Raw genomic sequence first — 26774 nt, 5'->3', positions numbered from 1 at the left:
GTTTGACTTTGTCCAAGAGAATTATTTTAATCTAGAAAGTATAGATGAATAGGTAAGGAAAAGTTAATGTCACTCCACTTTAATTCTTTTAAACAGGCATTAACTCTTCAAATACTTATATTTATTGTACCAGATTAACAGTTCAACCTAAAATAAATATCATGAATAAAATAGCAATTTTATATCAGGCAAAACTCCCACCTATTAAAAATGGAATTCAGAAACCAATGAAACCTGGTGGGTATTCAGATAGTGGAGCGGACATAGCTTATGAATTGAAAAAAAATGGCATTCACATAATTACACCAATTGAAAATCCTGATATTAACATTGATTTAGATTGGGTCTTTCCAGATACAAAAGAGGGGATTGAACATGCCATTAGTAAAGGAGCAGACACATTTTGGTTAAATACCGTTTTATATAAAAAGCATGAAATTGAGCACTTTTTTAACAAAAAACTTCAATTTATAGGGCAATTACCTGAAAAAGTGGACATTTATGATGATAAATATTTTACGAACGAATTATTACGAAAAAATCAAATTCCGGTTCCTAAATCACAATTAATCACCTCAAAAGACCTTACCGAATACAAATTAAGTTTAAGTTTCCCTTTGGTCGTTAAACCCATAAGAGGTCGTGGAAGTCAAGGAGTAACATTGGTGAAAAATCAAAAAGAATTAGACAACAGCCTTAGAAATATATTCTCTGATAAAGAATATGGAGACATCGTACTTCTAGAGCAATATTTAAATGGTCAAGAAATAACAATTACCGTAATGCCTAGAGGCACATATGTAATTAACCATAACGAAACAAAACACGAAACCCCTTGGTGCCTACCTGCAGTAAAAAGATTTAACCATAAAGATGGTATAGCTCCATACAACGGTAATATAGCCGTCATAAATAATAGTTTGGTATTGAATGATGCCGAACTGAAATCTAAAGAAATTTCAGAAGTATATAGCCATTGCCAAAAAGCTGGGGAACTGCTACAAATAAATGCACCTATTCGTATAGACTGCCGTGCAGATGAAAATGGAAAGTATTATTTATTCGATTTAAATATGAAACCTAACATGACAGGGCCTTCTAGACCACAAAGACAAAATCAAGATAGTTTAACACTACTCTCCGCAAGAAAAATAGGCTGGAGTTATTTTGAACTTCTAAAAAACATGATAAGACAATCGTGGATTGTCTAAATTCATCATTTTAGTTTAGTTGTGCCTAAATTAATACAACAAAGCATATGCAAAAACGTTAAAAACCTAAACGATAATAACATCAACGCAATGGGCATATTTAAAAAGTTATTCGGTTCAAAAGATAATGAAGAACCAAAAAAAGAAACCGAAAACAAACCAATTTCAAAATCTTATGATGACATTTCTTGGATGACGGATTTAAGAAGAGAAAATCTGGATATTTGTTTCAATGCCGGCTTTGAACCTACCATCTCGCTACCAACAGAACTAGGCAGACAATTAAGACCTGCTATAGAAATAGCAAATAGACTACATGCCATAAAAGCATTGGTACTATGGTTAATGGTACCTGAAGAAAATTTACCAAAAAAACACATCTTAAGTTTTATTGATAATAATAATCTTGAAGATTTCATGACTGCAGAAGAAAAATCAATCTTAACGTTATCACGAGATGATGAACAAGCAAGAAACGCTATAGGTTGGAAATTTGAAAACGCATGGCCTTTGGCTTGGTATTTTGGCTATATGGAACCTGAAATAACAGGAGAAATGATGTCAGGCGACCAAATGCAGGACATTTTAAGTAATTATACATGTAAATTAGATGGCAGTATAGCAGAGTGGATAAAGGATAAGGAAATAGTCTCAAAAGACGATTTGATGCAAAAGGAAGACTTGTTCTACTGTTTGCATAACGCAGTTAGAAGTGCTCAATTAGGTAGTGATACGGTTCCTTCTGGTTTTGACCCTATGGGCAATGGTGGTGTAATTCATGAAAGAAGACATTCATTAACGTATATAGTTTCTAAAGATACCAGTTGGGAAGACACAGATTTAAGTACTTAATAGTACTTTTACCCTAAAATATAATTAGTAAACTACTAACAAATATGTCTCTTTATCAAAAAGTTGAAGCAGTAGCATCAAAAGTGTTTAAGAAGAATACCATTTTTAAATATGGTTTTAATCTATCACCCATGTACAAAAGAAGTACTGCCAAAATAATTGAGGTATCAGAAGATTTATTACACGTTAGAATTAAATTACCGCTATCTTATAAAAACAAAAATTACGTCAATTCCATTTTTGGTGGTAGTCTATTCTCTGCCGTAGATCCTATACCTATGATTCAGCTTTTAAGCATTATGGGCAACGACTATGTTGTTTGGGATAAATCTGCTGAAATATTCTTCAAAAAACCGGCAAAAGAAAATCTATATGCAGACTTTAATTTTTCTGAAGATGAGCTTGCAGAAATTAAAGCTCAGGTAGCCGAAAAGAAAGAAGTTGATGTTATTAAAACCACGCAGCTCACCAATAAAGAAAAAACCCAAGTGTTTTGTGAGGTTAGAAAAACAATTTACATAGCTAACAAAGCGTATTTTAAAGAGAAGCGTAAGAAAAAACAAGTGGTTAGTGTTTAGTTGTGAGTTGTTAGCTTTACTTGTAAAAAATCACTTCAAAAGGCTATTCCTAATTAGACTAAATCGTTTTTCACTTTCTTACAATACCACTTAAATAAATTACAAAATCAAACAAAATTCTTTCATTATTCCACATATTTTATATTTAAAGTTTTCAAAAACTTTAAAATAAATGAACGTTAATCTTCTACATACAGATATACAACTTGAAAATGAACGGGTGCTTCTTCTTCCCTTTAACCACCATCGATATAATGAGCTTAAAGAAATAATTTTTGAAGATGATATTTGGGAATACATGGGAATGCACATGAAAACCGAAAACGATTTTAATAATTATGTCGCAACTACTTTAAGAGACAAGAAAAACGGAATTAGCTATCCCTTTCTTATCATTGATAAAAAGACAAACCAGATTGCAGGCAGCACTAGATACGGGTATATAAATAGTAGAAGTGAGAAATGTGAAATTGGTTGGACCTGGTACGGAAAAGAGTTTCAAGGCACGGGACTTAACAAAGCCTGTAAATTTGAACTGCTTAAATTCGGATTTGAAAATATTGGTTTTAGAAGAATACAGTTCAGCGTAGACGAGGAAAATAAAAGATCACAAAAAGCTGTTGAAAAACTAGGTGCTACAAAAGAAGGTATTTTCAGAAACAATTATATTGCACCAAATGGTAGTAGTAGAAATGACGTTTATTACAGTATCATAAAAGAAAATTGGAAAGCAATTAAAGTAGAACGATTTTCTAAATTTTTATAGCATTTAAAATCTAAAAAATAGCTTCGTCAAATAGTATACATAGATAGATTATCTATATTTTTTCTCATCTTTGTTATTGGCAGTTTAAACTAAAACTGAACATAGAAAACTTAGATTGAACAAAAAAATAGCACAAAAACATGAAAAATTTATTTGCACTTTTACTAATGATAATGAGCTTCACTAGCTTCGGACAAACTATTACCGGCCAATGGGAAACTTATGATGATGAGACAAACGAGAAAAAAGCACTTATTGAAATCTACAAAACCAATGATACGTATTTCGCCAAAATAGTCAATAGCTATAAAAGTGATGCAGACAAAGTTTGCGACAACTGTAAAGGGGCTAAAAAAGGTCAAAAAATAAGAGGTTTAGTTATCATCGAAGACATTAAAAAAGACGGCGATGAATATAATGACGGTACAATTCTAGACCCAGAAAACGGTAAAGAATATAAGTGTTACTTAGAATTGGAAGAACCTAACAAACTGAAAGTGAGAGGTTATTTAGGATTTTCTCTTTTAGGAAGAACCCAATACTGGATCAGAAAGCAATAAATAATTAAATGCAAACCATACTTGGGGCAAACGGTCAAATTGCAATAGAGTTAGCGAAAGAGCTAAAGAAAAAGTACACTTCTAACATTAGGCTCGTAAGTCGAAATCCGAAGAAAGTAAACGAAACCGACACGCTTTTTTCCGCTAATTTATTAGACAAGCAAAAAACCGAAGAAGCTGTAAAAGGAAGTGAAATTGCATATTTAACAGTTGGTCTACCCATGAATACCAAAATGTGGGTAGACCAATTTCCAATAATGATGCGCAATGTTATCGATGCCTGTAAAAAGCACCATACCAAATTGGTGTTCTTTGATAACACCTACATGTATGCCCAAAATGAAACTCCATTAACCGAAGAGAGCAAATTTGCACCAGTGGGACCAAAAGGAAAAGTAAGAGCAGAAATTACTACCATGCTTTTAGATGAAATGGCTGCAAATAATTTAGAAGCAGTTATCTGTAGAGCTCCAGAATTTTATGGTCCTGGCAAAACGCAGAGCATCACCAACGCCATCATTTTCGACAATATAAAACAAGGCAAAAAATTAAAAGTATTTATTAGCGACGCTAACCTAAGAACACTAATATGGACACCAGATGCCAGTAAGGCAATGGCTTTAATAGGCAACACGCCCAACGCCTTTAATCAAACTTGGCACCTACCCTGCGATGATGACCGATTAACCTATGAGCAGCTTATAGCGTTGAGCTCAAAGATTTACGGCAAACAATTTTCATATACAATTGTACCTAAAATTGCTTTTAAAATAGGTGGTATTTTTAAGTCACAGATGAAAGAGTTGCAAGAATTGTTACCAAGGTACAAGCATGATAACATTTTCGTTTCTACCAAGTTTAAAAACAGATTTCCAGAGTTTTTGGTTACCAGATATCAAGAAGGTATTGAGCAAATTAAGAATGGGCAATAGCATTTTAAACTGAAAGCCAACAAAATAATATGAGGTAAGTAATTAGTCAGAAGCAAATTATAAGTAGTTTAGAAATAAATTAGTCAGCATTAATTTATTTTAAAAACCACCATTTAAAATGCAAGACCAACACTTCCTAAAAAAAATATTCTCCCCTACTACTTTTTCAGAAAAAGAACTGGAATTAATTATTCCAAAATTCAAAAAGGTAAGTTTTCGTAAAAACGACTATCTCTTAAAAGAAGGTAAAACTGAAAACCACTACTGGTTTATAGAAAGCGGTTTTGCGCGTTCGTTTGTTAATGACACCAAAGGCAACGATATTACTACAGATTTTTATGGGCAAGGCGAAATCGCAATAGATTGGTCTTCCTTTTTTCTTCGCAACCCTACGAGAGAAAATATTCAAGCCTTAACTGACGTTGTTTGCTGGCAATTAGACTTTGATACATTTCAACAACTATTTCATAGCATTGAACCTTTTAGGGAGCAAGGGCGTAAAAAATTGGTGGGTAGTTATTTTGCACTTAAAAATCAGCGTGTATCATTTATAGCAGATGAAGCAAAAGAACGCTATCTACGATTACTACAAGAGAAACCACACGTTATTAAAAACGTTTCGCTACAGCATATTGCCACATATTTAGGCATTACTAAGTATTCGTTAAGTCGCATTCGCAAAGAAATAGCATCGTAAAGTCCGTTTTTGCCATAGGGCAATTTTTTAGTGAAAAGTGGCATATATATTTGTCTTTATAACCACAGCTGTTCAAAATGGCAAAAAATAAAACCACTTTATGAAAACAATATTCGACAAGAACACTAATAGCGAACTGATTGAAAGAATTCAGAACCTGAAAGAATCTGACAGTGCAAAATGGGGTAAGATGGACGCATATCAAATGCTAAAACATTGCACGTTAGGCGAAGAAATGTTTCAAGGTAAAAAGCAATATAAAAGACTCTTCATTGGCAAGTTATTTGGCAGAATGGCATTAAAAGGAATTATAATAAATGAACTTCCAATGAAGAAAAACCAGCCTACTCATCCTGAATTAAAAATATCTGGATCAGGAGATTTTGATAGCGAAAAGCAAAAGTGGATTAGTTTACTAAAAGACTATAACGGTTATTCAAAAACAAACTTCATTCATCCGTTTTTTGGAAAAATGACCAACGACGAAATTGGCATATTTGTTTATAAACATACCGATCATCACTTACTTCAATTTAATAGATAATTAAATGTTATGCTAGAAGCCGTATTTTTATTTATTACACTTCTGACCTTATTCTTGTTTTATATTGGAACAGGAAAAAACCTAAAAATGTTATCTATTTTTATTGGATGGCAGTTAGTAATAGGACTTCTGTCCTACTTTGAAGTGTTTAAAGAAAAGCCCATATTATTCCCATTGGCAATCATCGGTACTATTCTATTATCTATTTTGTGTTTTAGGATGATTGCCGTCAGCAAATTGAAAAGAAATTTTTTGATAGGAATCCACATTATAAGAATCCCTGTAGAATTATGTCTTTATGCACTTTACATAGAAAGTATGATTCCTGAAATTATGACATTCTCAGGTTGGAATTTTGATGTAATAATCGGGATATCTGCAGGTATTATTTTAATATATGAACTTGTGACAAACAAAGTGTTGGCACGTAAATCTTTCATAGTTTGGAATTATATTGGGCTGCTGTTTTTATCTTTTATTGTAATTATAGCCATATTATCTTCCCCTTTACCAATTCAGCAATTTGCATTTGAGCAACCAAATATGGCTCTTTTTCAATTTCCATATTGTTTTTTACCGACATGTATAGTGCCCATCGTTTTTATCTCTCATTTCATGCTTATTAAACATCTTAAATAATTCTAAAACATTAATAATCAGTATTCCTGTTTTAACTTAATCTTTTCATTTTTTAAATAAAGGCGTAGTATTTTTAGCACAAACACAACCATTGCCAAAACATTTACTATTCATACTTATAGCAGTACTAGCCTCCTTTTTGGGGTTTGGTCAAGACAATTCTACTCTATTAAATGGTAAGCTTTCAAGTTCTAAAAATGATGTCTCTAACGTATTAATCGTTAATCTCAATTCCAGAAAATCTACCATAACAGATTCCCTTGGTTTATTTTCTATTGAGGTGAAGTTAAAGGACTCGGTACGTTTTACTGCAGTGCAATACCTACCTAAAGAAATAGTAATTAGTGAATCTCACATGAATAGTAGCTTAATAGCCATACAACTTATTGATAATATTATTGATTTAAGCGAAGTTACAGTTACCCCCTATAATTTAACCGGTGAGATTGACAGAGATATAGATAGGCTGCATATAAAACCTACAGTAACATCATATTCCTTAGGGCTACAAAATGCAGATGTCACCAAAATGACCCAAAGCGAAAGGTTACTACAAGAAGCTGATAGAGGAAAATATGTAAGTCTCCAAACAATGGATGAGTACGGTAAGTTAAATGAAATTTTGAGTTATGTTGGGTTTGGGTTGAGTGTTAAGGTAAATACCCATAAAATCATGAACAAAGTTTCTGGCAGAACTAAATCATTAGAAGAAATGGTGGAGCGTGATGAAAATATGAATCTAGAAAAAGAAATTATTTATAAATTTTCAAAGCGAACAATAGCAGAACATTTTAACATACCAGAATCTAACGTAAACGGCTTTCTCACCTATTGCCTTTCTCAACCTGATTTTAATGCACTATCTAGCTCAGGAAATATGGCAGAAATATGGGCTTACCTAGAAACAAAAAATGTTGATTTTAAGAAGAACGATTTTTCCGAAGAATAGCATAATCTAAATTCTTATCACAAACTTGAAGTCAACTTCATCATAGTAGAACTTAAGGAATACAACCAACGCAATTGTTCCCAAATAAGTTGTTCTTCTTGATGATTTCGTTTTAACGTACTGTTATCTTCTGCATTCAAATTCACATTTTCAGAATCGAACTTTGGCAATTGTTTTTCAAACGTAATTACCTCTTCAAAATTAGGCTCATTCCCACTATCAATGATATTAGAAAGCGTTTGCATTACTAAACCAAGGTTTTCATCTATCTTAGAAACAATACTACTAAATCGTTCTGACGCCTCTGTCGTGGTATGGTGTTGAATATAAATACTTAATGATGCCAACGAGGATAAAAAGTTATGGTTCAGCTCTACCAACTCATAAATTTTATTCAAGTTCTTCTGCTTAGAGTGTGGTTCTTGCGTCATGCGCTGAAATGCCGAACTTAAATTTGAAGTCTCTAAAAAAGCGCTTTTTCGTGCCAATCTATAGCTGGTAGGTACGTTGCCCTTGTTTACGTAAAAATCTGTAATTTCAGATAGGTACATTCTATTTGCCTCAACACTTTTAGTAACATCTTTTTGTATTTCTTGAAAACTCCAGCTGGGCCATAAAAACAGAAATCCTACATATGATAATCCTGCACCAACTAGCGTATCTAAAATTCGGTATTGTATTACCGTCATAACATCCGGCTGTAAAATTCCATAAATAAATACAATACTTAGCGTTACATAGATCGCAGATAATTTGTAATTTTTCTGTAGCATTGACAACGCAACAACAAATGAAATCAATGCCAATACTGCATATACATACACATCTTGTACTAAGTATACAATCCCCGTAGCAATGGCTCCACCTATAATAGTACCTATAGTTCGGTCCTTAGATCGTGTTTTTGTAAGACCATAATTAGGTCTCATAATCAATATAATGGTTAAAAGTATCCAATATGGATTCTGAAATGCAAATACATTACCCAGCACAAATCCTATCATTAAGGTAATTGCCAAACGCAATGAATGTCTAAATATGGTAGACCTAAAACTGAGGTTTCTCAATAAAATACGCGGACTATAATCTTGAGATATCAAGAAACGTTTTAGAATTTCCTTATCTATAAATTCTTCCGAGGCTACATCGTGATCACTAAGCAACCACTTCATTCTTTTAAGTTTGTCGAATTGCTTTTCTTGATATTCTAACAAATTCTGAAACATTATAAAAGCTTCGTAAGCCTTGGCATCTTTTACAGTACCAAGTGCTGAAATTTTAATTCGCAAATCTTCAAAATGCTTTGTAAGTGCATCATGTTTTGGCAACTGACTAGGCTTATTGCCAATTTCAGAAATTAATTGCAGTTGATTAGCCATCTCAAAAGTCAAGTTTTGAAACAACTTGGTAAATTCTGGATACCGTTTAAACTGCTCATCCATCTTTGAATAATTTACCGGATTCGCACCTGCTGTTTCCAACATTTCAATTAATTGTACCAACACCAGTACCCGCTTACCATTGTAAGTAGACCTGCCAGAGTTTTTACGGGAAAGGATAAGAATTTCACGCAACGTATCATGTTGTTCTGTAAGTTCGCTTTGAAGCAGAAACAACCGTTGCTGCAATTTTTTTCTGTTAGATTGTTCATCTATCAGCTGCGCTCGTTTCTTTAAAAGTTTACCGGTATGACCTATGGTATCATATAAAATTTCTTCGGTCTGCCCCTTAGGATTTATTTTATGCCATAATAAGGACAGGGCTAAATACCAGAGTCCGCCTAGCCCTACCAACAATGCATATTCATAAATCTTCAATTTATCGGGCGTATGGGCAAAGCTTAATATCAGCGCCAAAAGTCCTGAAAAGCTTATCAATGAAGCTCTAAAACCATAAGAGGAGATTAAGGATATGGCAAAACTTACAACCCCTAAAATAATTAGGGCCAGCCAAGTAGCATAGTGTAAATATCCACCAATAAAGCTAACTACCATTATTAAAGCTGCCGAAAAAAGTATACCGTAAACTTTATGTTTCTGGCTACCGTTAACATCACTAGGGTTACACCAAAAAGCACCAAAACAAATAGCAACACCAATTTCGGTATATCCTGTAGAAATACCAATTGACAAAGGTGTTACAACCGCAACTACGGTAAGTACAGACTTTGAAAAATTAGTACTACCTAAGTATTGCAGCAGCTCCTTAAAAGAAACAGAAATGAAATTTTGAATATTGTTCAACACCTATAAAATCAGGTACAAAGATACACTTTGGTACTAAGATGCATTAACTACATAAAAACAAAAAGTGCTGAGATAATTAAATCTCAACACCTCTAATTAATTTTAAAAATGTAAACTTAAATTTTAAGTATATTTATCTATAATGAACAGAGATTTTAGCTAGTTGACCTACAATCTTAACGGAGTCTTTCATAGAAAGTTTAGAACCATCTGCATGTATCCATCTTTTTAAAGGTTGTTCACAAATCATACTTTTAACCGCTGTTTTACCAAAGTACTTTTTCATTCTCATAAAAAGCTCAACATCAAAAAGCCATTTGGTAACAAATTTTTTAGTGAACATTTTAGAGGCAATCTCGCGATCCATCACTTTTGCACCACATTGGGTATCTTTAAAAGGCATGCCTAAAATAGTTTGAATGATCAGATTAATAGTCATACTAATAATCTTACGAGCAGACTCTTTTGTAATATCAGCGCCCATTCTTGAGATACGAGAACCACTTACAATCTTAAAATCCGAACTTTCAATGGTTTTTACCAAATCGTCAAAATCTCTAAAATCAGTAGACAGATCGGCATCTAAAAATCCTATATAATCTAACTGTTGATCTTTTACCAAGTGTAAAACACCTTGGCGAACAGCTTCGGCTTTTCCACCATTTTGCTTACAGTTATAAATACTTATGTTATCTGGATTGTCTTCTTTTAATTTCTTTAAAACCGATAAGGTGTTATCTGAACTATCATCATTTACAAAGCACAAATGATACCCAAGATTTTTATGTGCAAATTGTTTAAACTCTTCACTTAGAAGGCGCTCTTCTTCATTATAACAAGGTATAACGACACCAACGCAATTCTTCTGAAGCATACGTGTATCGGATTTTTTCGCTGTACCTACTCCCTCATTTTCAGGTGCGCCTATTATTCTTTTTATTCTAGCAGCCATTTCGTCTAAACTTACCGGTTTTTTAAGGTAATCATTAACCCCTAAATCAAAATTCTGCATAATTAAATGCTCATCCGTATTACCTGATATTACAAGAATTGGCGTATCGCTTTTCATGAATACACGAATATATTTTACCACTTCGGTACCTGTACAAGAAACTAGTTCTGTACCGGACATTTCTGGCATATTCATATCAAGCAATACCAAATCGGGCTTAAATGAATTAAACTGTTGAATACCACTTTCAATTGAATTTGCAGTTTGTACTTCATATCCTATATCAGTTAATCGTTTCTCAACAGAAAGTAGAATAAGCTTTTGGTCATCTATGGCTAGAATTTTCATACGTTTGGTTTTGGTTAGTATTTGGTTATTTACATACTGATACCGCAAAACTAGCTTGTAAACAAACGGATAATGAATTAGAAAAGGTGGCTAACCATTTTCTGTAGACCAATGGCTTTATAAGTTCGATAGGGCATTGCAACTAAAAGAACATTACACCTATATTTGCATTGTTATATTTTCTTACATAAATAGATACTAGAAAATTGAGCTTCAACATCGTTATAACAAGTGAAAATTAATTCCTGTATCCATAAGCTAAGAAATACAACCATAAATTGATTGGAGAGTTATGAGTTGAAAGTGTATAATTTTGTAGGTTTTCCATTATTAAAAAATGTTTTGGTAACCTTTTAATTGTAATCATCATCTTATATCTTTAAATAGAATTTGATTCTAATGTAAACTTTGAAGAAAAAAACCAATACCCTCTTAATATTAGCTTTAATTGTTGGGCTAGCTTTTCATGGTTCTGCCATTTTCTTTACATTGGAGTCTACTTACGATGCATTAATTCACCTATTTTTTGCAGACCATTATGCCAGCAGTTGGTTTGACCCGTGGGAGTATAGATGGTATACCGGCTTTACAGTTCAGTCGTATCCTCCATTGGTACATCAACTCATAGGTATACTCTCTTACATTGGCGGACTAAAATTTGGTATGTATACCGTTGCCTTAATAGCCATAGTACTATTTATCACCGGCGCCTACAGGTATACGTTGCTCATGACCGGTAGCCGGCGAATTGCAGGTTACGGGGCCGTTATGGCAGTATTTTCATCAACATTCGTAGAGACCTTACATATTTTTGGTCAGTTACCAAGTATATCGGCATTATCCATTTTGCTGCATTCAATGACCGAAATATATCTGTACATCAAAACAGGGAAAACTCGGTACTTCATTACATCGGCAACCATGCTTGCCGTTACGGTGACTTCTCATCATGTAACACCTTTGTTTGGCATGGTATTTTTTATTGCACCGCTAATGGGAATGGCAGTAATGGATGCCGCTAGAGAAAAAGTTGAATCATATAAAGCACTTACATTCAAAGTATTTTGGCGTACCACTTTACAGCATTTCTGGCGTATAGCCAAATTTGGAGGCACTGCAATATTCTTGCTGGTATTCTGTATTTTTCCTTACTGGTACAACTCTAAAAGAAACCCTATAACTCAAGTTGCCATTCCGCATGGATCTCGAGATAATTTCTTGGAGATCACCTCATCCGGACTCGTATTTTTCCTGATTCCTTGGGGTGTATTTCTCTTTATACTACCCTACTTCTTTTACAGATATTTTAGTAAAAGGTATGTATTCTTTGGATTATCATTTACCCTATTGACCATTTTAGGAACAGGAGGAACTACGCCTATACCACGTTTAATGCTGGGTGAAATGGCTTTTAATATTTTAACGTTGGATAGGTTTACGTTATGGGCTACCATTATGGCACTCCCCATATTTGCGGAGTTTGCCTACCGGATGGTTGAAGGCGATTTAAAAACCTTAATTCAAGAAAAATTTGGTGGCGTATATCATAGAGTCCTTGGTGGCTTAATTGCTGGTGGTATGTTGTTTATGGTACTATTCACTATGACTTTAGGTTATTTTAGACCATCGCAACCCGCTAAAATAAAAATGCTGCCCATTGTTAACTTTCTTGGGGCAGATTCCCATGACTCCTGGAGATATCTACCTTTAGGTTTCGGTGATCAAATGGCATGGCTATCTGCACAGACTAGGGCAATGACAGTTGATGGAAATTACCACTCTGCCCGCCGGTTACCAGAATTAACCACAAGAGCTATAGAGCGAATAGAAAATTCAAAATTTAGAGGCGTAGAAGGTATTGGATCCTTACAGCAGTTCTTGACCGTACCCGAAAAATATAATTTAAAGTACATTTTCTCGAACGATAAATTCTATGACCCCATTCTCTATTATTGTGGTTGGCAACGGCTGCAGCAATTAGAAAACGGAATTATGGTTTGGGAAAAGCTCAATGTGGCACCTATACCGCAAATTATGCCCAAGCAAGATGTACCTACCATAATGAAAATTATGTGGGGTATCATTCCGCTATCAACAGTACTCATCGCCATTTTTGTCAATATTCAGATGATATGGGTCCGGTTGTTAAAGTCAAGAAAAGTACCGGTTCATTCATTCATGAAATTAGAACTACCGTATAATAAATTTCCATCAAAACTATTGACCTTTTCCCACTGGTGGGCATTACTTGTACTGGTATGTATGGGGTATGGCATGTATATTTTTTATGTAAAAAACGTTACCCAGCTTTCACCCAATAATGTGGTGGAATCTTACTATGACGCATTGGATTTCAAGGAGTTTTCCAGGGCGCACTCCTACATTGACCCTGAGGAAAATATTGATATTGCCCAGTATATGCTAGAGGTTTCGGTTACAGATGGTATTTTAAGCTCGTATGCAAAATTAGATTCGTTAGGCATCGAAATTTATGATGAAACAGAAAATAGCGCTAAGGCAAAAGTAGCCACACGTTGGATCACCCCTTTAGAGAATGTATTCAACAATGAATTTTATGAACTGGTAAAACGAAAGAATAAGTGGTACGTAAAATCATTAAAGGTCGATAATGACATACCACCAGATCAACTATTTACTGCCAATGGCACCACCTATTATAATCATGGTAGACGAAAAATCACCACCCAAGAAACCTATCATGAAGATGTGTTGAAACAACCAGTTCTAGAAATTCTATCCGCTAAATTGGTTAAATACAAAGGTCAGTATAGTATAATTGGTGAGTTACAAAATGTTGATAATACCCCAGCAGATATTGTAATTAAAGCCACGTTATATAATGATGACAATAAGGAATTGGCGAATTACAATGCCAAGCATCAGATAAAACATAAGTTGATGCCAAAAGAAACAACGACCTTTAAAATCAATTTTGAAGGCATAGCATGGTCTTCTACAAAAGACACCCTACCACCAACTTTTGATCCTGACCAATTTACACCTGTAAGCTTTGAACAGCAACCCACAAAATTCAACCTACAATCTGCGGGTAATACTGCAAACACAGATTTATATAAGCATGTTGCTTTGCAAGACTTAGAATACACGGAACAAGGTTTCAATGGTGTTTTGTTTAATTCAGGCGTGCAAGAAGTAACTATTCCGCAATTGATTATATCTTATTACGATGAAAATAGCGAACTACTTTGGGTAGATCATAAGTTTGTAACCGAAGGAGTCAGAATTCAACGTAAGCAATTCTTTAATTATAAACCATTAGCACTAGATAGCTTAGAAGTAATTAGCAGTAGTTTAGAAAACTGCTTTGTTAATGGCTCACCCAATAAGGCTATTGCCGATAAATTATTCCCTAATAGAAAGTTGGTACACGGCAAACAGCAAACCCAACCCTTTAAGGGAAAAGGATATGAGTTTATAAAATTTGAGATCAACAGTTATATAGGTAATCCAAAATAGTATGCGCAATACGATACTACTACTTTTAGGTCTTGTACTATTTGGTTGTTCAGAAAAAAAAGAAGAACAGCCCAAGGAAACCTATATACCCCAAACTGAACTACTATCGCAAGTAAAAAATAGTATTGCAGGTGATGCTATCAACATATCCTTTAAAACAGAATCACCCAATGAAACCTATAAATTACAGGTTAAAAATGCTTATGGTAGTGTGTTACTAGACTCCAATGAAAAAGAAACGGATAACATTGAATTTAGCATTCCTAAAAACTTTACTAGAATTGCCGGTCCTTTCAATTGGAAATTGGTTTTAAATGGCGAGGTGTTGGAAGAAGGCACGCATACTATTGCCACAAATGCACCAAAGGCTACGTATGTAGAATCATATTTTGGTCCCCGTAGTGTAACGGCAGGTAGAAATGATTTCTCTATGTTGACCATCTCACCTACAGACGCTTATGACAATCCATTGGATGACGGCACAGAGGTTACCGTTAAATATCAATTTTTAGAAAATATTGATGAATTACAAATAACGACAGAGAGCTTTATTGCATGGTATAATGTGGCCTCTACCTTAAAATCTGGTAGAATATTGGTAACATCAGAATGTAATGGCACCACCTCTAAAGAATTGGCAACCATTGTATACCCTGCAAATGCAGTCAACTTTTCAATTAGTAGTTCTAGTGCCCATAATTTTGCTGATGGCAACCAAATAGTAACCTTTATATCAGATATAATAAAAGATGAGTTTGGCAATACAGTTACAAATGGCACACTGGTAACTTTTGTAATCAAAAATGAAAAAGACCAATATTTATATACCATTGGCACCACTATTAACGGTGTAGCAGAGGCTAAAACCTTACACCCGGACAAAGCTGCCATATGGGAGGTACAAGCTTTTGTAACAGGAGCCGCTGAAAGTAATACCACAAAATTTGAATTCCAATCTGCGATAAAAGACTACGCCGTTCATTTTTCTAAAGGAAATAGAAATATTGATGTTGGTCCGTTTGAAAGTTTTATGAAACAACTGATTCCTGACGGATTACTATTACAATTAGACATATACGATGCAAATGGAGAATTTATAGACACCAAAAAAACTACATCTAAAAACGGAGTATCAAATATTTTCTTAGGCGAGCATTTTCTTGAAGAGGGCGACTATATATTAAAATTGACCGCTGCAGGGATCACTAAAGAATTTACAAAGAATATACATGGCGATACAGTTAAATAAAACATTATACAGAACTGTGTTAATAGTCACCTTTTTGGCTATCAACGGACTTATTCTATATGGTATTGGAGCTGCCTGGGCATTTATGAATACCGGTGCGGATAAAACCTCTATGCTCCATTTAGAAGTACCTATGGATGATGTGTATAAGCCAAATCTTAACTGGTTAAATATTGACAATCCTGGGCGACCAATGGAAGAGCAAGCATTAGGAGAGATTACCAATGATTATATGAATGCATGGCATGTTAGAAATATTGCATTCAAGAAAAATGACCGTTACGGTATAGAAGATTTTTACACGGACAGTGCACGGGTTAGATTATATGATAATATTGATTTGAATGTAAAGAATAACCATTGGTACAAGCGCACTACCCTAAACCATAATCCCGCATTAGATTTTTACACGGCAGATGGCACTATGGTGGTGTTTAAAGACTATAATGTAGAGGAGTACCAAGAAACCTATGAAGGTGAATCCCTCCTTTTTAAAGAAAAAGACACTACTAGTTACCAAGTAATGATGCTCTTAGAGGACGGATTTTGGCGAATTAGGCACTTAAAAGAGATACCAAACCCAATTGACACTTCTAATGTAGAAAAGAGAAACATACAGGCTAAACTTGAAAAAATAAAACTGCAAAGAGGTCTAAACTATTATCCAAAAGACTCCCCTTGGGACACTTTTGGAAAGCGTTTTAACGATACCATAATCAATGATGATTTTCAAATTATTAGTGAAATGGGATTAAATACTATTCGTGTATTTATTCAATATGAAGATTTTGGAAAAAATAGGGTCGATGCCAAAAAATTGGAACTTTTAAAGAAACTATTAGATAAAGCAGAAGATAATAAGTTAGATGTTCTTATTACCCTTTTCGATTTTTATGGTGATTACGATATATCTAACTGGACATTGACACACAGACATGCAGAAGCCATTGTAAATGCGGTAAAGGACCACCCAGCGCTTTTAGGGTGGGATATAAAAAACGAACCCGATCTAGATTTTGATTCTCGCGGCAAGGATAATGTAATACAGTGGCTAAATCAAATGATTTTAGAAATTAGAAATTATGATACTAAAAACCCAATAACCATTGGTTGGTCTAACCCAGAGGCTGCCTTGAATCTATCTAAAGAAGTTGATTTTATTTCTTTTCACTATTATAAAAAGCCCCAGTACTTTTTAGAATCTTATAAGATATTGAGGTATTTAACTCCAAATAAACCTATTGTGTTACAAGAATACGGAGATTCTTCTTATGATGGTATGTGGAGTTTATTTTCAGGCTCTGACGAAAAACAAGCCGCTTATTATAAAGAAATGCAAGGGTATTTAGAAGATGAGAACATTCCTTATTTATTCTGGACGCTTTACGACTTTGAAAAAGTACCAAGTTCCGTTGCCGGTAGCTTACCCTGGAGAACAAAAAAGCAACACTTCTTTGGTTGTTTGGATTCTTTAGGTAATAAAAAGCCATCTTACTATGAACTAGCTATAAAGAATAAATAAACTAAAATTTAGGCACAAAAAAAGGCTGGTTACCACACCAGCCCTCAAATACTAACCATATCGATTCTTAATGAACCAATTTCTTCTCCACAGTTGATATATCTATATTGAAACCAGTTTCTTTAGATTTCTGTATAGCCTTAAAGTAGTCTATATACATCTGTGTAATAGCGGACATTGGTAATGAACATGCCGCTTTATAATTTTGTTTCGCCAACTGAACCCTATATGAATCATCTGTAATAATCTTCTCAATGGCATTTGCAAGTGAAGACGTATCGTGAGCATCAAAAAACTCGCCTACATATCCCTCCTCTTTTACCAATACACTTAAATCGCCTAAATCTGGCAAGGCAACTGCATTACCATAGCTACCAGCTTGGTGTAATACTCCTGAACTACCAGTAGTAGAGGTATAAGGAAAAACGGTAACTGCACTATCGCCAAATATCTTTGGAACATCTTCTTCAGCTACATAACCAGTATATCGTATTTGCGGTACATGGCTATATTTTTTCTTCATTTCTTCCAAATAACCTGGTGTGTTAGGGCTATCTGTCCCTGCAATAACAATTTCAATATCTTCATTGGTACGGGCTCTAATTTCTTCCACAGCCTCTATAAGAATTTCAACTTTTTTATAAGTACCAAACTTACCAAAAGCCATTACTTGTTTTGGACCTGCAGGAAGTTTAAAATCTGGCTCTGGGGGAGTTTCAAATGCACCATGCGGAATTAAAGCTACGTTCTTAACCTTATACTTATCTTCTAATGTAGTTACATATTTACTTATGGTAACCGCAAGAACATCTGAAGCTAAAACAAACTTCGTCAACGTAGTACCAATAAAATTATAGATACTTTGTAGTATTTTATTATTGGTAAAACCTGCATTCTCTAAATCTACCTGCTCAAGAATATTATGTAATAAAGAAATTGTTGGTATACCCTTAATTTTGCATATAAAAGGAAGCATTAAACCCATTGCAGCCGGTATTTTTTTATCTCCGAATTTTAAAAACTGAAGATTAAATAAAACCGCATCTGGTTTCACCTTAGATATGGTTTTATTGATGCTGAAAATGTTACTATAACTATTAAAACTCCAACATTCTTTCACCGTAATCTTACAGCCTTCGCCCTCAAAATTTAAATCTTTAGGTCCGTCAGTTCTATCGGTGATCAAAATTAATTCTGTTACCTCTTCTTGAAGTCTAAAATGCTTTACCAAATAATAACCATATTCTGTTAAGGTTACTTTACTAGGTGGGTATGCGGTTACAATTGCTAATTTCATTTGAGTTATATTTTATTAAACAGGACTTTTTTTTATGTGGGACCAATCCCTTTTTTAATTCTTTTATTCTTTAATGACTTTAGAATCCGCTTTATTCTTGATGATAAAAAATAGAAGTTGAGCTACCAGTAAAATGACCATAGCAATGATTTGCATATGAACTACCGTTTCTAGATTATCATGATATAGCATGATCAAAGCAAATTGAGAGAAGCCTAACAATCCAGATAGTATTACGGGCGAGTATTGATTTAATGATAAAAAGTAATAAGCGAATATATTAGATACAGCGAACAGTGAAGTCGCCAAGGCGTACTTCCATAGTAAATGTGCAATAGACAAATAAGCATCACCGAACATTAAGGTGATGATCAAATTTGGAAACAGAAAGCACACAAATACGATAAACGTGGATAAACCACCAATAAAGAATACATACTTAAACAGCACCGGAGCCGTTGGCTCGCCATCTTTTTGTTTCTGAATGACTGTTGGCATTAATAACATTACAAACATCCAAGCCACAAAGTACACTACCCTACCTATCAATGCCAATGATGAATACAAGCCAGCTTGTTTATCATCAAAGTAATGCTTGACCAACAAAATGTCACTATTGTTTATTATAATCTGAGTAAGTTCATAACCGGCAGTAAGACCAATGAATATCCAAACCTGCTTTAAATCTACAGCGGCTAACTTATCTTTAGAAAATACCTGAACACCTTTAAAATCTGACGGAAAAAGTCCGAAAACAAAAGAAAGTGCTATACCAGTTGCAATTAAAATACCCGGCTCAAAAGGAACCAAAAGCAAAAGTGCGAAAGTAAGCAGTAGTCTACTCCACATTTCCGTTTGGTAAGTACCTGCCAATTTTCCAAAATCATGCCCACCTTGAAATCTTCCTCTATTTACACTCATAACAAAGTACAAGGGTATAGCAACCGCAAAAATCATAAACATATAATGATTTTGGGTATTGAACAGTTCTTGAAGATTCTTGGAAAAAATGAGCACAAGAATACCTGTAAATACACCAAATACCAATGCATACCTATACATGGTATTCTTAAAAGCAATCCACGTATAATCTGTAAATAAAACCGCAAATTTTGTAGTCGCCAGTTGAAATGTCATACCAACAAAAGAAAGTACTAATAGCAAAGTGACCAATAATGCAGCATCTGCAAAGGCTTCTGGACCTAACAATCTACCTAGCAGTAGATTGTAAAGGTAATTGCCGCCATTTACAAGCAAAGCACTACCCATAAACAATTGTTTAGAGGAGATTCGCTTTAAAGCTAGTTTAATTGCTGTCATTTTGATAGGGTGGTTTTTGGGGATTATGAGGTGTTATTATCTATATACAACCGCAATTTTAGCAAGTTGACCAACAATTTTTACAGAGTCTTTCATTGAAAGTTTAGAACCATCTGCATGTATCCATCTTTTAAGTGGCTGTTCACAAATAAGTTTAATAGCTTCTTTTTTACCAAAGTATTTTCTCATTCGTATAAACATCTCCACATCAAACAACCATTTGGTTATAAATGGTTTAGTAAACATTAAGGCTACCACAGAGCGATCCATAACTTTGGCACCGCATTGTGTATCATTAAATGGCATTCTTAAGATGGTACGTATAATCAAGTTAATGGTCATACTAATTATTTTACGTGCAGATTCTTTAGTTATATCAGCACCCATTCTACTCATTCTAGAACCACTAACAATTTTAAAATCAGACTGATCAAGTGTTTCCACCAAATCATCAAAATCTCTAAAATCTGTAGAAAGATCAGCATCTAAAAAGCCTATATAATCTAATTGAGGATCTTTGGCCATATGTAACATACCTAAGCGTACGGCTTCGGCTTTACCACCATTTTTCTCACAATCATAAATACTTATATTGCTTTCGTTACCTTTTTTCAATTCTTCTAAAACCTCTAAAGTTTTATCAGTACTACCATCGTTTACAAAACAAAGATGATAACCAAGGTTACTATGAGCAAAATCCCTAAATTCCTTACCTAAAAGACGTTCTTCTTCATTATAACAAGGGATAACAACACCAACGCAATTTTTTTGAAGCATACGACCTGTATTGGCAACTTCAGTATTCATTTCTATGACTGGAGCACCAATAAGCCTTTTAATACGAGCAGACATTTCTGATAAGCTCACTGGCTTTTTCATGTAATCATCGATGCCCAAGGTAAAGCCATCCATTATTATGGCTTCTTCAGTATTACCGGACATTACTAAAACCGGAGTAGATCTTCTTTCCCCACTTTTAATATATTTTACAACTTCTAAACCAGACATGTCTGGCATATTTATATCAACAAGTACTAAATCTGGCTTAAAAGAATCATATAAGTCTATTCCTTTTTGACCAGAATCTGCGGTCTTAACATCATAGCCTAGCTCGGTAAGCCGTTTTTCAACAGACAATAATATAAGCTGCTGATCATCAATAGTTAGTATTTTCATGGTTTTACGTAAGTAAGATTTAACTTACATATAACGCACAGATTCACAAAAATTGTAGTTTTTATGTAAAAAAATCAATAACTGATAATACGTACAAGTCCCCTAACCAATTGATAATTAACTAAAATAACAGCAATTATTACGATTTAAGCTTTAAAAAAAAGTCATACATAGCATATTTATTTACCTATAAAAACCTTTGAAAATTGATAAAATAAAAGGGAGTAGCTAACCACACTACCCCCTTTTCACTAAACCTAACCAAAAAGTTTAAACCATTAATTCTTTTTCTACTAAAGGTATATCTAACGTAAAACCTTTAGATTTTGCTAACTGCAAAGCTTTAAAGTATTCAACATACATTTTTGTAATAGCTGACATGGGCAGTGAACAAGCCGCTTTATAATTTTCTTTGGCCAAATACTTTCTATACGAATCATGTTCAAGAATATTCTCAATGGCATCTGCCAAAGATGCTACACTTTCAGGCTCAAAAAATTCGCCTTTATAACCTTCCTCTTTAACCAGTATGCTAAGATCCCCTAAATCTGGTAATGCAACAGCTTTACCATAACTACCTGCTTGGTGCAATACACCAGAACTGCCTGTGGTAGATGTATATGGAAAAACTACAACTGCACTTTCACCAAATAGTACAGGAACATCTTCTTCAGCTACATAACCTGTAAAAAGTAATTGATCAACATTTACATATTTATTTTTCATACTATCTAAATACCCTGGGGTATTAGGACTATCTGTACCGGCAATTACAATTTCAATGTCCTGTTTGGTGCGTTGTCTGATCAGCTCTACTGCTTCAATCAAAATATCTACCTTTTTATAAGTACCGAATTTTCCAAAAGCCATTACTTTTTTTGGTCCAGCTGGTAATGTAAAATCAGGTTTAGGTGGAGATTCAAAAGAACCATGTGGAATTAAGGCTACATTTCTAGATTGATATTTTTGTTCTAATATGGTTTGATATTTACTAATGGTAACCGCAACTACATCTGAAGCCAAAACAAATCTTGTTAATACATTTCCAATACCATTATAAACCTTCTGCATTAACTTATTAGAAGTGATACCAGCATTCTCCAAATCTACTTGCTCTAAAATATTATGTAGTAATGATATAGTAGGTATACCTTTTAATTTGCATATTAGTGGTAACATTAACCCCATTGCAGCAGGTATTTTTTTATCTCCGAATTTTAAAAACTGAAGATTGAAAAGGACAGCATCGGGTTTTGTTTCTTTAATAACACGGTTAATCTTGAAAATGTTTTTGTAATCATTAAAATTCCAGCATTCTTTTACCATAATCTTACATCCTTCTTCATTAAAAGCAAGATCCTTAGCACCCTCGGTCTTGTCAGTAATTAAAACAATTTCCGTTACTTCTTTTTGAAGTCTAAAATGTTTTACTAGGTGATAGCCGTATTCGGTCAATGTTACTTTACTTGGAGGATAAGCGGTTACAATTGCAAGTTTCATAGGTTAAGGTTTAAAATACTATTGGGTTATTTCTCTTACAAATATCTATATATGATAAAGCATTTAGAGCTCATATTAGGTGGATGAAAGCTTACTGTAGACGAATGGAAGTTCTAATTGGTTAAGCCATTCTCATAATTTAATTAATGGGTAATTCAATTGACATTAATTAAATAATCTTAATCCATAATAACCTAAAAAAAGCCCGAAGATGGGGGATTTCCTCGGGCTAGACACACTTAATATCAAAGTATTAAGAAGTCTTGTTCAGTATGTTATTATGAGCAAAATATAACAGCTGAGCCGCCAGCAAAGCAACCATGGCTATAATTTGAACTTGTACCACCATATATAAAGTACTATGAAAGAACATGATCAAGACAATTTGCGATATGCCCAATGCACCAGAGAGTATTACAGGAATGTATTTATCTAGTGACAAAAAATAATAGGCAAATATATTGGAGATAGCGAACAGCGATGTTGCCAGAGCATACTGCCATAATAATGGTGCCATAGATACATATGCTTCACCAAACATTATTTGAATAATAAATTCTGGAAAAACAGCACAAGAGAATATGATAGAAACAGCTAAAATACCAACATAGCTTACATATTTAATTAATATAGGTGCAGTAGCCTCTCCTTCTTTTTGCTTTTGTACTACCGCAGGCAACAACAGCATAACAAACATCCACGCTACAAAATAAACAACACGCCCAATCATAGCTAATGAAGAATAGAGTCCGGCATTAACGGTATCAAAATAATGCTTCACTAAAAGAATATCACTGTTGTTAATGATTATTTGGGTAAGTTCATAACAAGCAGTTAATACGATAAAACTGATAACTTTTTGCCTGTTCTCTTTGGATAAAGACACTTTCTGTGTGAAACTTTTTAAATTGACATTTGTTGGGATTAATCCGAATACAAAAGATAGACCAATACCTAAAACCACTATAAAAGCAGGTTTATAAGGTACAAACCATAATAAACCTATTGTAATTAATAATCTACTCCACATTTCTGTTTGGTAAGTAATAGATAGTTTGCCATAATCTTGTTTTCCTTGATACCTTCCTCTGTTTACAGACATAAAAAAATATAAGGGTACGGAAACAGCAAAGGTTTTAAAAAGTAGATCAGATTCTGTATGAAATATTTCTTGCAAGCTTTCTGCAAAGGCAAAAAGCAGAATGCCTATTAGCATACCAAAAGCCAAGGCGTACTTATATAAAAGTTGTTTTAGAGCTACCCAATCATCATTAGAAAATAAGATCGCAAATTTTGCCGTAGCCAGTTGAAAGGTCATTCCTAAAAAGGATAATATCAATAACAACGTAATCAATAAAGCAGCCTCACTATACGCTGCAGGACCAAGAAGTCTACCTAGAATAAGGTTATAGAGGTAATTGCCACCGTTTACGACCAGTACACTAAACATAAATACTTTTTCTGGAGAAACTTTATTCAGTACTAGTTTAATTGCTGTCATGGTTATGTTTTTTAAAGTCCAAACATTGACTTGGTTAGAGTTCAAATATCATAAAGACTACCCTCTATTTTCTAGTGCTTTAGGCAGATAACCAATTGCTGTAGATGAATGGCGTTTATCCTACTTCCGTAGCGGTAGATGCAATTTTATCTTTACAATATTAAAATTGACAAATAAATCGCAATAATTACCGTTAGGTATTTGTAGTATAAATCTCACTTTAATGATTCGCAAAGTAGTATTCCTTATTCTTTTAACCTCTTCCCTATTAAGAGCTCAATCTGATATGACCAAAGGCTTTGGTTTATTGGAGAAAGGTGACTTTCAAGAAGCTGAGCTTTTTTTTGGTGAATACCTTAAAACCGATCCTAATAATAAAACTGCGTTACTTTGTTATGGACGAGCTGTTGGACTAAGTGGAGAACCAAGAAAGGCAACAGGTCTTTTTTCTGATCTTTTAGAAGATTACCCTGGTGATTTTGAGATATTGATCAACTACAATGAATCTTTTTTATGGGCAAAAGAATATGAACAGGCTAAACCTTTATATGCAGATTTAGTTGAAAAATTCCCTACTAAATTTGGTGCCGTATTAGGGTATGCAAATACATTGAGTAATTTAAAAGAATACAAGTCTGCTTTAAGCTGGGTTGAAAAAGCGATAGCATTACAGCCAGAAAATGAAAGTGCAAAAGTCTCCAGAAAATTTATGAGGTTAGGTTATGCCAATGCCTATGTAAATAACCAACAATATGGTAAGGGAGAGCAGATACTTAAAAAAATATTCGAAGATTTTCCTGAAGATAAAGATGTACTCATCAACTTGGCTAATCTTTATCTAATAACAAAACAGGCAGACAAAGCAAAGAACATGTATGTTAGGTATGCCACCACTCCAAAAGATTCCATTACCGCTTTAAATGGTATTGCTTTGGCAGAACATTTAGATGAAAATGACAAAGAGGCGCTAATTATTGCCAAAGGCGCAACTGTAAAAGTAGATAAAATTGATGACGTATCACTTACTGAAAACACTTACGATCGCTATGTGCAAGCCATGATCTGGAATAAAAAATTTATACCTGCCCGTAAAAAAATAGATAGTTTAGAAGCCCATTTTCCAAATAGAAATTGGATACATGCCTTAAAAGCTACTTTAGGTCTGTACACTGGTGATTCAAAAGCAAGTGTAGAAAGTTATGACAGAATTTTAGTGAACGACAGTGCTTCTTTTGACGGTAATTTAGGGAAAGCAAATGCCTTATTTGCATCAGATAAAATCATACCGGCATATCATATGGCCAATCAAACCTTGAAATTTTATGAAAATCAAAAAGATGCCAAAGGCTTTATTGAGAAGTTGAATTTAATGCACACACCAACTATTGAAGAGCATGCCGCCTATACTTTTGATAATGGTAACAATACCGCCTTTTATACAAACACTACGGTAGACGTTCCTTTCTCTACCAAATTTAGAACCACCTTTTCTTATTTCTTTAGATCTACCGAAAATACGGTGACAGATAACAAAGCCACTTCTCATGTAGCATTAATGGGTTTACAATATAAACTATTACCAAAGACTGTTTTAAAAACGGTATTGGGTTTTAACAACTCTAGGTTTTTAGATGAAGCATATACACAGCCTGTTCTTGATATAAAATTAGATTTACAACCTTTTAAGCTTCAAAACTTAACCTTGGGATACCAAAGAGAAGTACAAAGTTTTAATGCCGAATTAATAGAGCGTGAAATTGTACAAAACCACTACGGTCTAAATTATAATTTAGGCACCAATGTTAATTTTGGTTGGTATACACAGTTAATGCACACGCAGCAGAGTGATGATAATGTTAGAAACTTATTATTTACATCGCTTTATTATAATGTGCTTAAAAAGCCAGCTTTGAAAATGGGTCTTAATTATCAGTACATTACATTTAAAGATCAAGTACCAACTATATATTTTAGTCCTGAGAAATACCAAGCAGTTGAACTATTTGCAGATGTTCGTGGCAAAATATCTGAAAAGACGTCATATATGGCCAGTGCCGCTACCGGTATTCAAAAAGTTGAAGATGACCCTAACACTAATATCTTTAGAGCAGAAGCTTCTGTACAACATCAATTTTCTAAACGTTTTAGTTTAAATGTTTACGGTAAGTACAGTAATATTGCCTCTGCAACAGCTGCAGGTTTTGAGTTTACCGAAATAGGACTAAAAGCAAAATGGTTGTTTTTAAAGAAACCAATATTCTACAAAAAGTTAAAACTAGATTAGCTTCATAAAACCGTTTTCTGTGAGTACCAAAAAGAGTTTAATTAATTTATGCATAGCTAATTACATCACTGCTAAAAAACTCGTTAAAAACACTTTTAATTCTTACAAAAAACTTAACTACTTCTAAAATAAATGGTGAAATATTCTAAAATT

Annotated in this window: 21 protein-coding genes; 14 read left to right on the top strand and 7 right to left on the bottom strand. The window is 34.0% G+C overall.

Annotated features, from left to right (window positions below):
* Nucleotides 1-161 precede the first annotated feature (161 nt).
* The 10 genes from UH1x_RS14895 (at nucleotide 162) to UH1x_RS14850 (ending at nucleotide 7728) form a co-directional block, all read left to right on the top strand.
* Complete coding sequence (locus UH1x_RS14895; RefSeq protein WP_482622641.1) at nucleotides 162-1211, top strand: ATP-grasp domain-containing protein; 1050 nt, start codon at nucleotides 162-164, stop codon at nucleotides 1209-1211.
* A 90-nt stretch (nucleotides 1212-1301) separates the two neighbouring features.
* Nucleotides 1302-2063 carry a DUF4272 domain-containing protein gene (locus UH1x_RS14890; protein ID WP_482622639.1) on the top strand — a complete coding sequence of 254 codons (762 nt, stop codon included), beginning with the start codon at nucleotides 1302-1304 and terminating at the stop codon, nucleotides 2061-2063.
* A gap of 44 nt (nucleotides 2064-2107) precedes the next feature.
* Complete coding sequence (locus UH1x_RS14885) at nucleotides 2108-2641, top strand: DUF4442 domain-containing protein (protein ID WP_482622637.1); 534 nt, start codon at nucleotides 2108-2110, stop codon at nucleotides 2639-2641.
* 172 nt (nucleotides 2642-2813) lie between these two features.
* A complete protein-coding gene (locus tag UH1x_RS14880) occupies nucleotides 2814-3407 on the top strand; it encodes a GNAT family N-acetyltransferase (RefSeq protein ID WP_482622635.1) in 594 nt (197 codons plus the stop codon).
* 140 nt (nucleotides 3408-3547) lie between these two features.
* The gene (locus tag UH1x_RS14875; RefSeq protein ID WP_482622634.1) at nucleotides 3548-3967 is read left to right on the top strand and encodes a DUF2147 domain-containing protein; all 420 of its coding nucleotides are present in this window, start codon (nucleotides 3548-3550) and stop codon (nucleotides 3965-3967) included.
* Between the two features lie 8 nt (nucleotides 3968-3975).
* On the top strand, nucleotides 3976-4899 hold the full coding sequence (locus UH1x_RS14870) for an NAD-dependent epimerase/dehydratase family protein (RefSeq protein ID WP_482622632.1): 924 nt from the start codon (nucleotides 3976-3978) through the stop codon (nucleotides 4897-4899).
* Nucleotides 4900-5017: 118 nt separating this feature from the next.
* Nucleotides 5018-5596 carry a Crp/Fnr family transcriptional regulator gene (locus UH1x_RS14865; protein ID WP_482622630.1) on the top strand — a complete coding sequence of 193 codons (579 nt, stop codon included), beginning with the start codon at nucleotides 5018-5020 and terminating at the stop codon, nucleotides 5594-5596.
* Between the two features lie 100 nt (nucleotides 5597-5696).
* The gene (locus tag UH1x_RS14860; protein ID WP_482622628.1) at nucleotides 5697-6140 is read left to right on the top strand and encodes a DUF1569 domain-containing protein; all 444 of its coding nucleotides are present in this window, start codon (nucleotides 5697-5699) and stop codon (nucleotides 6138-6140) included.
* A 9-nt stretch (nucleotides 6141-6149) separates the two neighbouring features.
* Nucleotides 6150-6779, top strand: a complete 630-nt coding sequence (locus UH1x_RS14855) for a hypothetical protein (protein ID WP_482622626.1) — start codon at nucleotides 6150-6152, stop codon at nucleotides 6777-6779.
* 91 nt (nucleotides 6780-6870) lie between these two features.
* Nucleotides 6871-7728, top strand: coding sequence for a hypothetical protein (locus UH1x_RS14850; RefSeq protein WP_482622624.1), 858 nt, complete (start codon nucleotides 6871-6873; stop codon nucleotides 7726-7728).
* A gap of 17 nt (nucleotides 7729-7745) precedes the next feature.
* Here the strand turns inward: UH1x_RS14850 and UH1x_RS14845 are convergent, their stop codons facing one another.
* Together UH1x_RS14845 and UH1x_RS14840 are read right to left on the bottom strand one after the other, a co-directional pair.
* Nucleotides 7746-9971 carry an FUSC family protein gene (locus UH1x_RS14845; protein ID WP_482622622.1) on the bottom strand — a complete coding sequence of 742 codons (2226 nt, stop codon included), beginning with the start codon at nucleotides 9969-9971 and terminating at the stop codon, nucleotides 7746-7748.
* A 136-nt stretch (nucleotides 9972-10107) separates the two neighbouring features.
* On the bottom strand, nucleotides 10108-11274 hold the full coding sequence (locus tag UH1x_RS14840) for a response regulator (protein WP_482622621.1): 1167 nt from the start codon (nucleotides 11272-11274) through the stop codon (nucleotides 10108-10110).
* Nucleotides 11275-11682: 408 nt separating this feature from the next.
* Between UH1x_RS14840 and UH1x_RS14835 the strand changes: the two genes are divergently transcribed.
* Genes UH1x_RS14835 through UH1x_RS14825 form a run of 3 tightly spaced genes read left to right on the top strand, consistent with a single transcriptional unit; the run spans nucleotide 11683 to nucleotide 17543 of the window.
* A complete protein-coding gene (locus UH1x_RS14835) occupies nucleotides 11683-14772 on the top strand; it encodes a hypothetical protein (RefSeq protein ID WP_482622620.1) in 3090 nt (1029 codons plus the stop codon).
* A 1-nt stretch (nucleotide 14773) separates the two neighbouring features.
* Nucleotides 14774-16021: a hypothetical protein gene (locus UH1x_RS14830; protein WP_482622618.1), complete on the top strand. Its 1248-nt coding sequence runs from the start codon at nucleotides 14774-14776 to the stop codon at nucleotides 16019-16021.
* The gene (locus tag UH1x_RS14825; RefSeq protein ID WP_482622616.1) at nucleotides 16002-17543 is read left to right on the top strand and encodes a glycoside hydrolase family 2 TIM barrel-domain containing protein; all 1542 of its coding nucleotides are present in this window, start codon (nucleotides 16002-16004) and stop codon (nucleotides 17541-17543) included. The genes UH1x_RS14830 and UH1x_RS14825 overlap by 20 nt, the downstream gene beginning before the upstream one ends.
* 67 nt (nucleotides 17544-17610) lie before the next feature.
* On the opposite strand, the gene UH1x_RS14820 is transcribed toward UH1x_RS14825, so the two are convergent.
* From UH1x_RS14820 to UH1x_RS14800, 5 genes are all read right to left on the bottom strand, one after another.
* A complete protein-coding gene (locus UH1x_RS14820; protein ID WP_482622614.1) occupies nucleotides 17611-18840 on the bottom strand; it encodes a glycosyltransferase in 1230 nt (409 codons plus the stop codon).
* 63 nt (nucleotides 18841-18903) lie between these two features.
* On the bottom strand, nucleotides 18904-20160 hold the full coding sequence (locus UH1x_RS14815; protein ID WP_482622612.1) for an MATE family efflux transporter: 1257 nt from the start codon (nucleotides 20158-20160) through the stop codon (nucleotides 18904-18906).
* 36 nt (nucleotides 20161-20196) lie between these two features.
* Nucleotides 20197-21336, bottom strand: a complete 1140-nt coding sequence (locus UH1x_RS14810) for a response regulator (protein ID WP_482622610.1) — start codon at nucleotides 21334-21336, stop codon at nucleotides 20197-20199.
* 270 nt (nucleotides 21337-21606) lie between these two features.
* Nucleotides 21607-22836, bottom strand: coding sequence for a glycosyltransferase (locus UH1x_RS14805; protein ID WP_482622609.1), 1230 nt, complete (start codon nucleotides 22834-22836; stop codon nucleotides 21607-21609).
* Nucleotides 22837-23089: 253 nt separating this feature from the next.
* Complete coding sequence (locus tag UH1x_RS14800; protein ID WP_482622607.1) at nucleotides 23090-24337, bottom strand: oligosaccharide flippase family protein; 1248 nt, start codon at nucleotides 24335-24337, stop codon at nucleotides 23090-23092.
* 223 nt (nucleotides 24338-24560) lie between these two features.
* Between UH1x_RS14800 and UH1x_RS14795 the strand changes: the two genes are divergently transcribed.
* Nucleotides 24561-26621, top strand: a complete 2061-nt coding sequence (locus UH1x_RS14795; RefSeq protein ID WP_482622606.1) for a tetratricopeptide repeat protein — start codon at nucleotides 24561-24563, stop codon at nucleotides 26619-26621.
* Nucleotides 26622-26774 lie beyond the last annotated feature (153 nt).

This window comes from Maribacter sp. UH1 (genome assembly GCF_056839145.1).
Note: the sequence above shows the minus strand (reverse complement) of the source record. Positions and strands in the feature narration are given on the sequence as shown.

Coding starts and splice junctions, on each gene's coding strand:
- UH1x_RS14895 (WP_482622641.1), top strand. CDS start 162: ATGAATAAAATAGCAATTTTATATCAGGCAAAACTCCCACCTATTAAA.
- UH1x_RS14890 (WP_482622639.1), top strand. CDS start 1,302: ATGGGCATATTTAAAAAGTTATTCGGTTCAAAAGATAATGAAGAACCA.
- UH1x_RS14885 (WP_482622637.1), top strand. CDS start 2,108: ATGTCTCTTTATCAAAAAGTTGAAGCAGTAGCATCAAAAGTGTTTAAG.
- UH1x_RS14880 (WP_482622635.1), top strand. CDS start 2,814: ATGAACGTTAATCTTCTACATACAGATATACAACTTGAAAATGAACGG.
- UH1x_RS14875 (WP_482622634.1), top strand. CDS start 3,548: ATGAAAAATTTATTTGCACTTTTACTAATGATAATGAGCTTCACTAGC.
- UH1x_RS14870 (WP_482622632.1), top strand. CDS start 3,976: ATGCAAACCATACTTGGGGCAAACGGTCAAATTGCAATAGAGTTAGCG.
- UH1x_RS14865 (WP_482622630.1), top strand. CDS start 5,018: ATGCAAGACCAACACTTCCTAAAAAAAATATTCTCCCCTACTACTTTT.
- UH1x_RS14860 (WP_482622628.1), top strand. CDS start 5,697: ATGAAAACAATATTCGACAAGAACACTAATAGCGAACTGATTGAAAGA.
- UH1x_RS14855 (WP_482622626.1), top strand. CDS start 6,150: ATGCTAGAAGCCGTATTTTTATTTATTACACTTCTGACCTTATTCTTG.
- UH1x_RS14840 (WP_482622621.1), bottom strand. CDS start 11,274: ATGAAAATTCTAGCCATAGATGACCAAAAGCTTATTCTACTTTCTGTT.
- UH1x_RS14830 (WP_482622618.1), top strand. CDS start 14,774: ATGCGCAATACGATACTACTACTTTTAGGTCTTGTACTATTTGGTTGT.
- UH1x_RS14825 (WP_482622616.1), top strand. CDS start 16,002: ATGGCGATACAGTTAAATAAAACATTATACAGAACTGTGTTAATAGTC.
- UH1x_RS14820 (WP_482622614.1), bottom strand. CDS start 18,840: ATGAAATTAGCAATTGTAACCGCATACCCACCTAGTAAAGTAACCTTA.
- UH1x_RS14815 (WP_482622612.1), bottom strand. CDS start 20,160: ATGACAGCAATTAAACTAGCTTTAAAGCGAATCTCCTCTAAACAATTG.
- UH1x_RS14810 (WP_482622610.1), bottom strand. CDS start 21,336: ATGAAAATACTAACTATTGATGATCAGCAGCTTATATTATTGTCTGTT.
- UH1x_RS14805 (WP_482622609.1), bottom strand. CDS start 22,836: ATGAAACTTGCAATTGTAACCGCTTATCCTCCAAGTAAAGTAACATTG.
- UH1x_RS14800 (WP_482622607.1), bottom strand. CDS start 24,337: ATGACAGCAATTAAACTAGTACTGAATAAAGTTTCTCCAGAAAAAGTA.
- UH1x_RS14795 (WP_482622606.1), top strand. CDS start 24,561: ATGATTCGCAAAGTAGTATTCCTTATTCTTTTAACCTCTTCCCTATTA.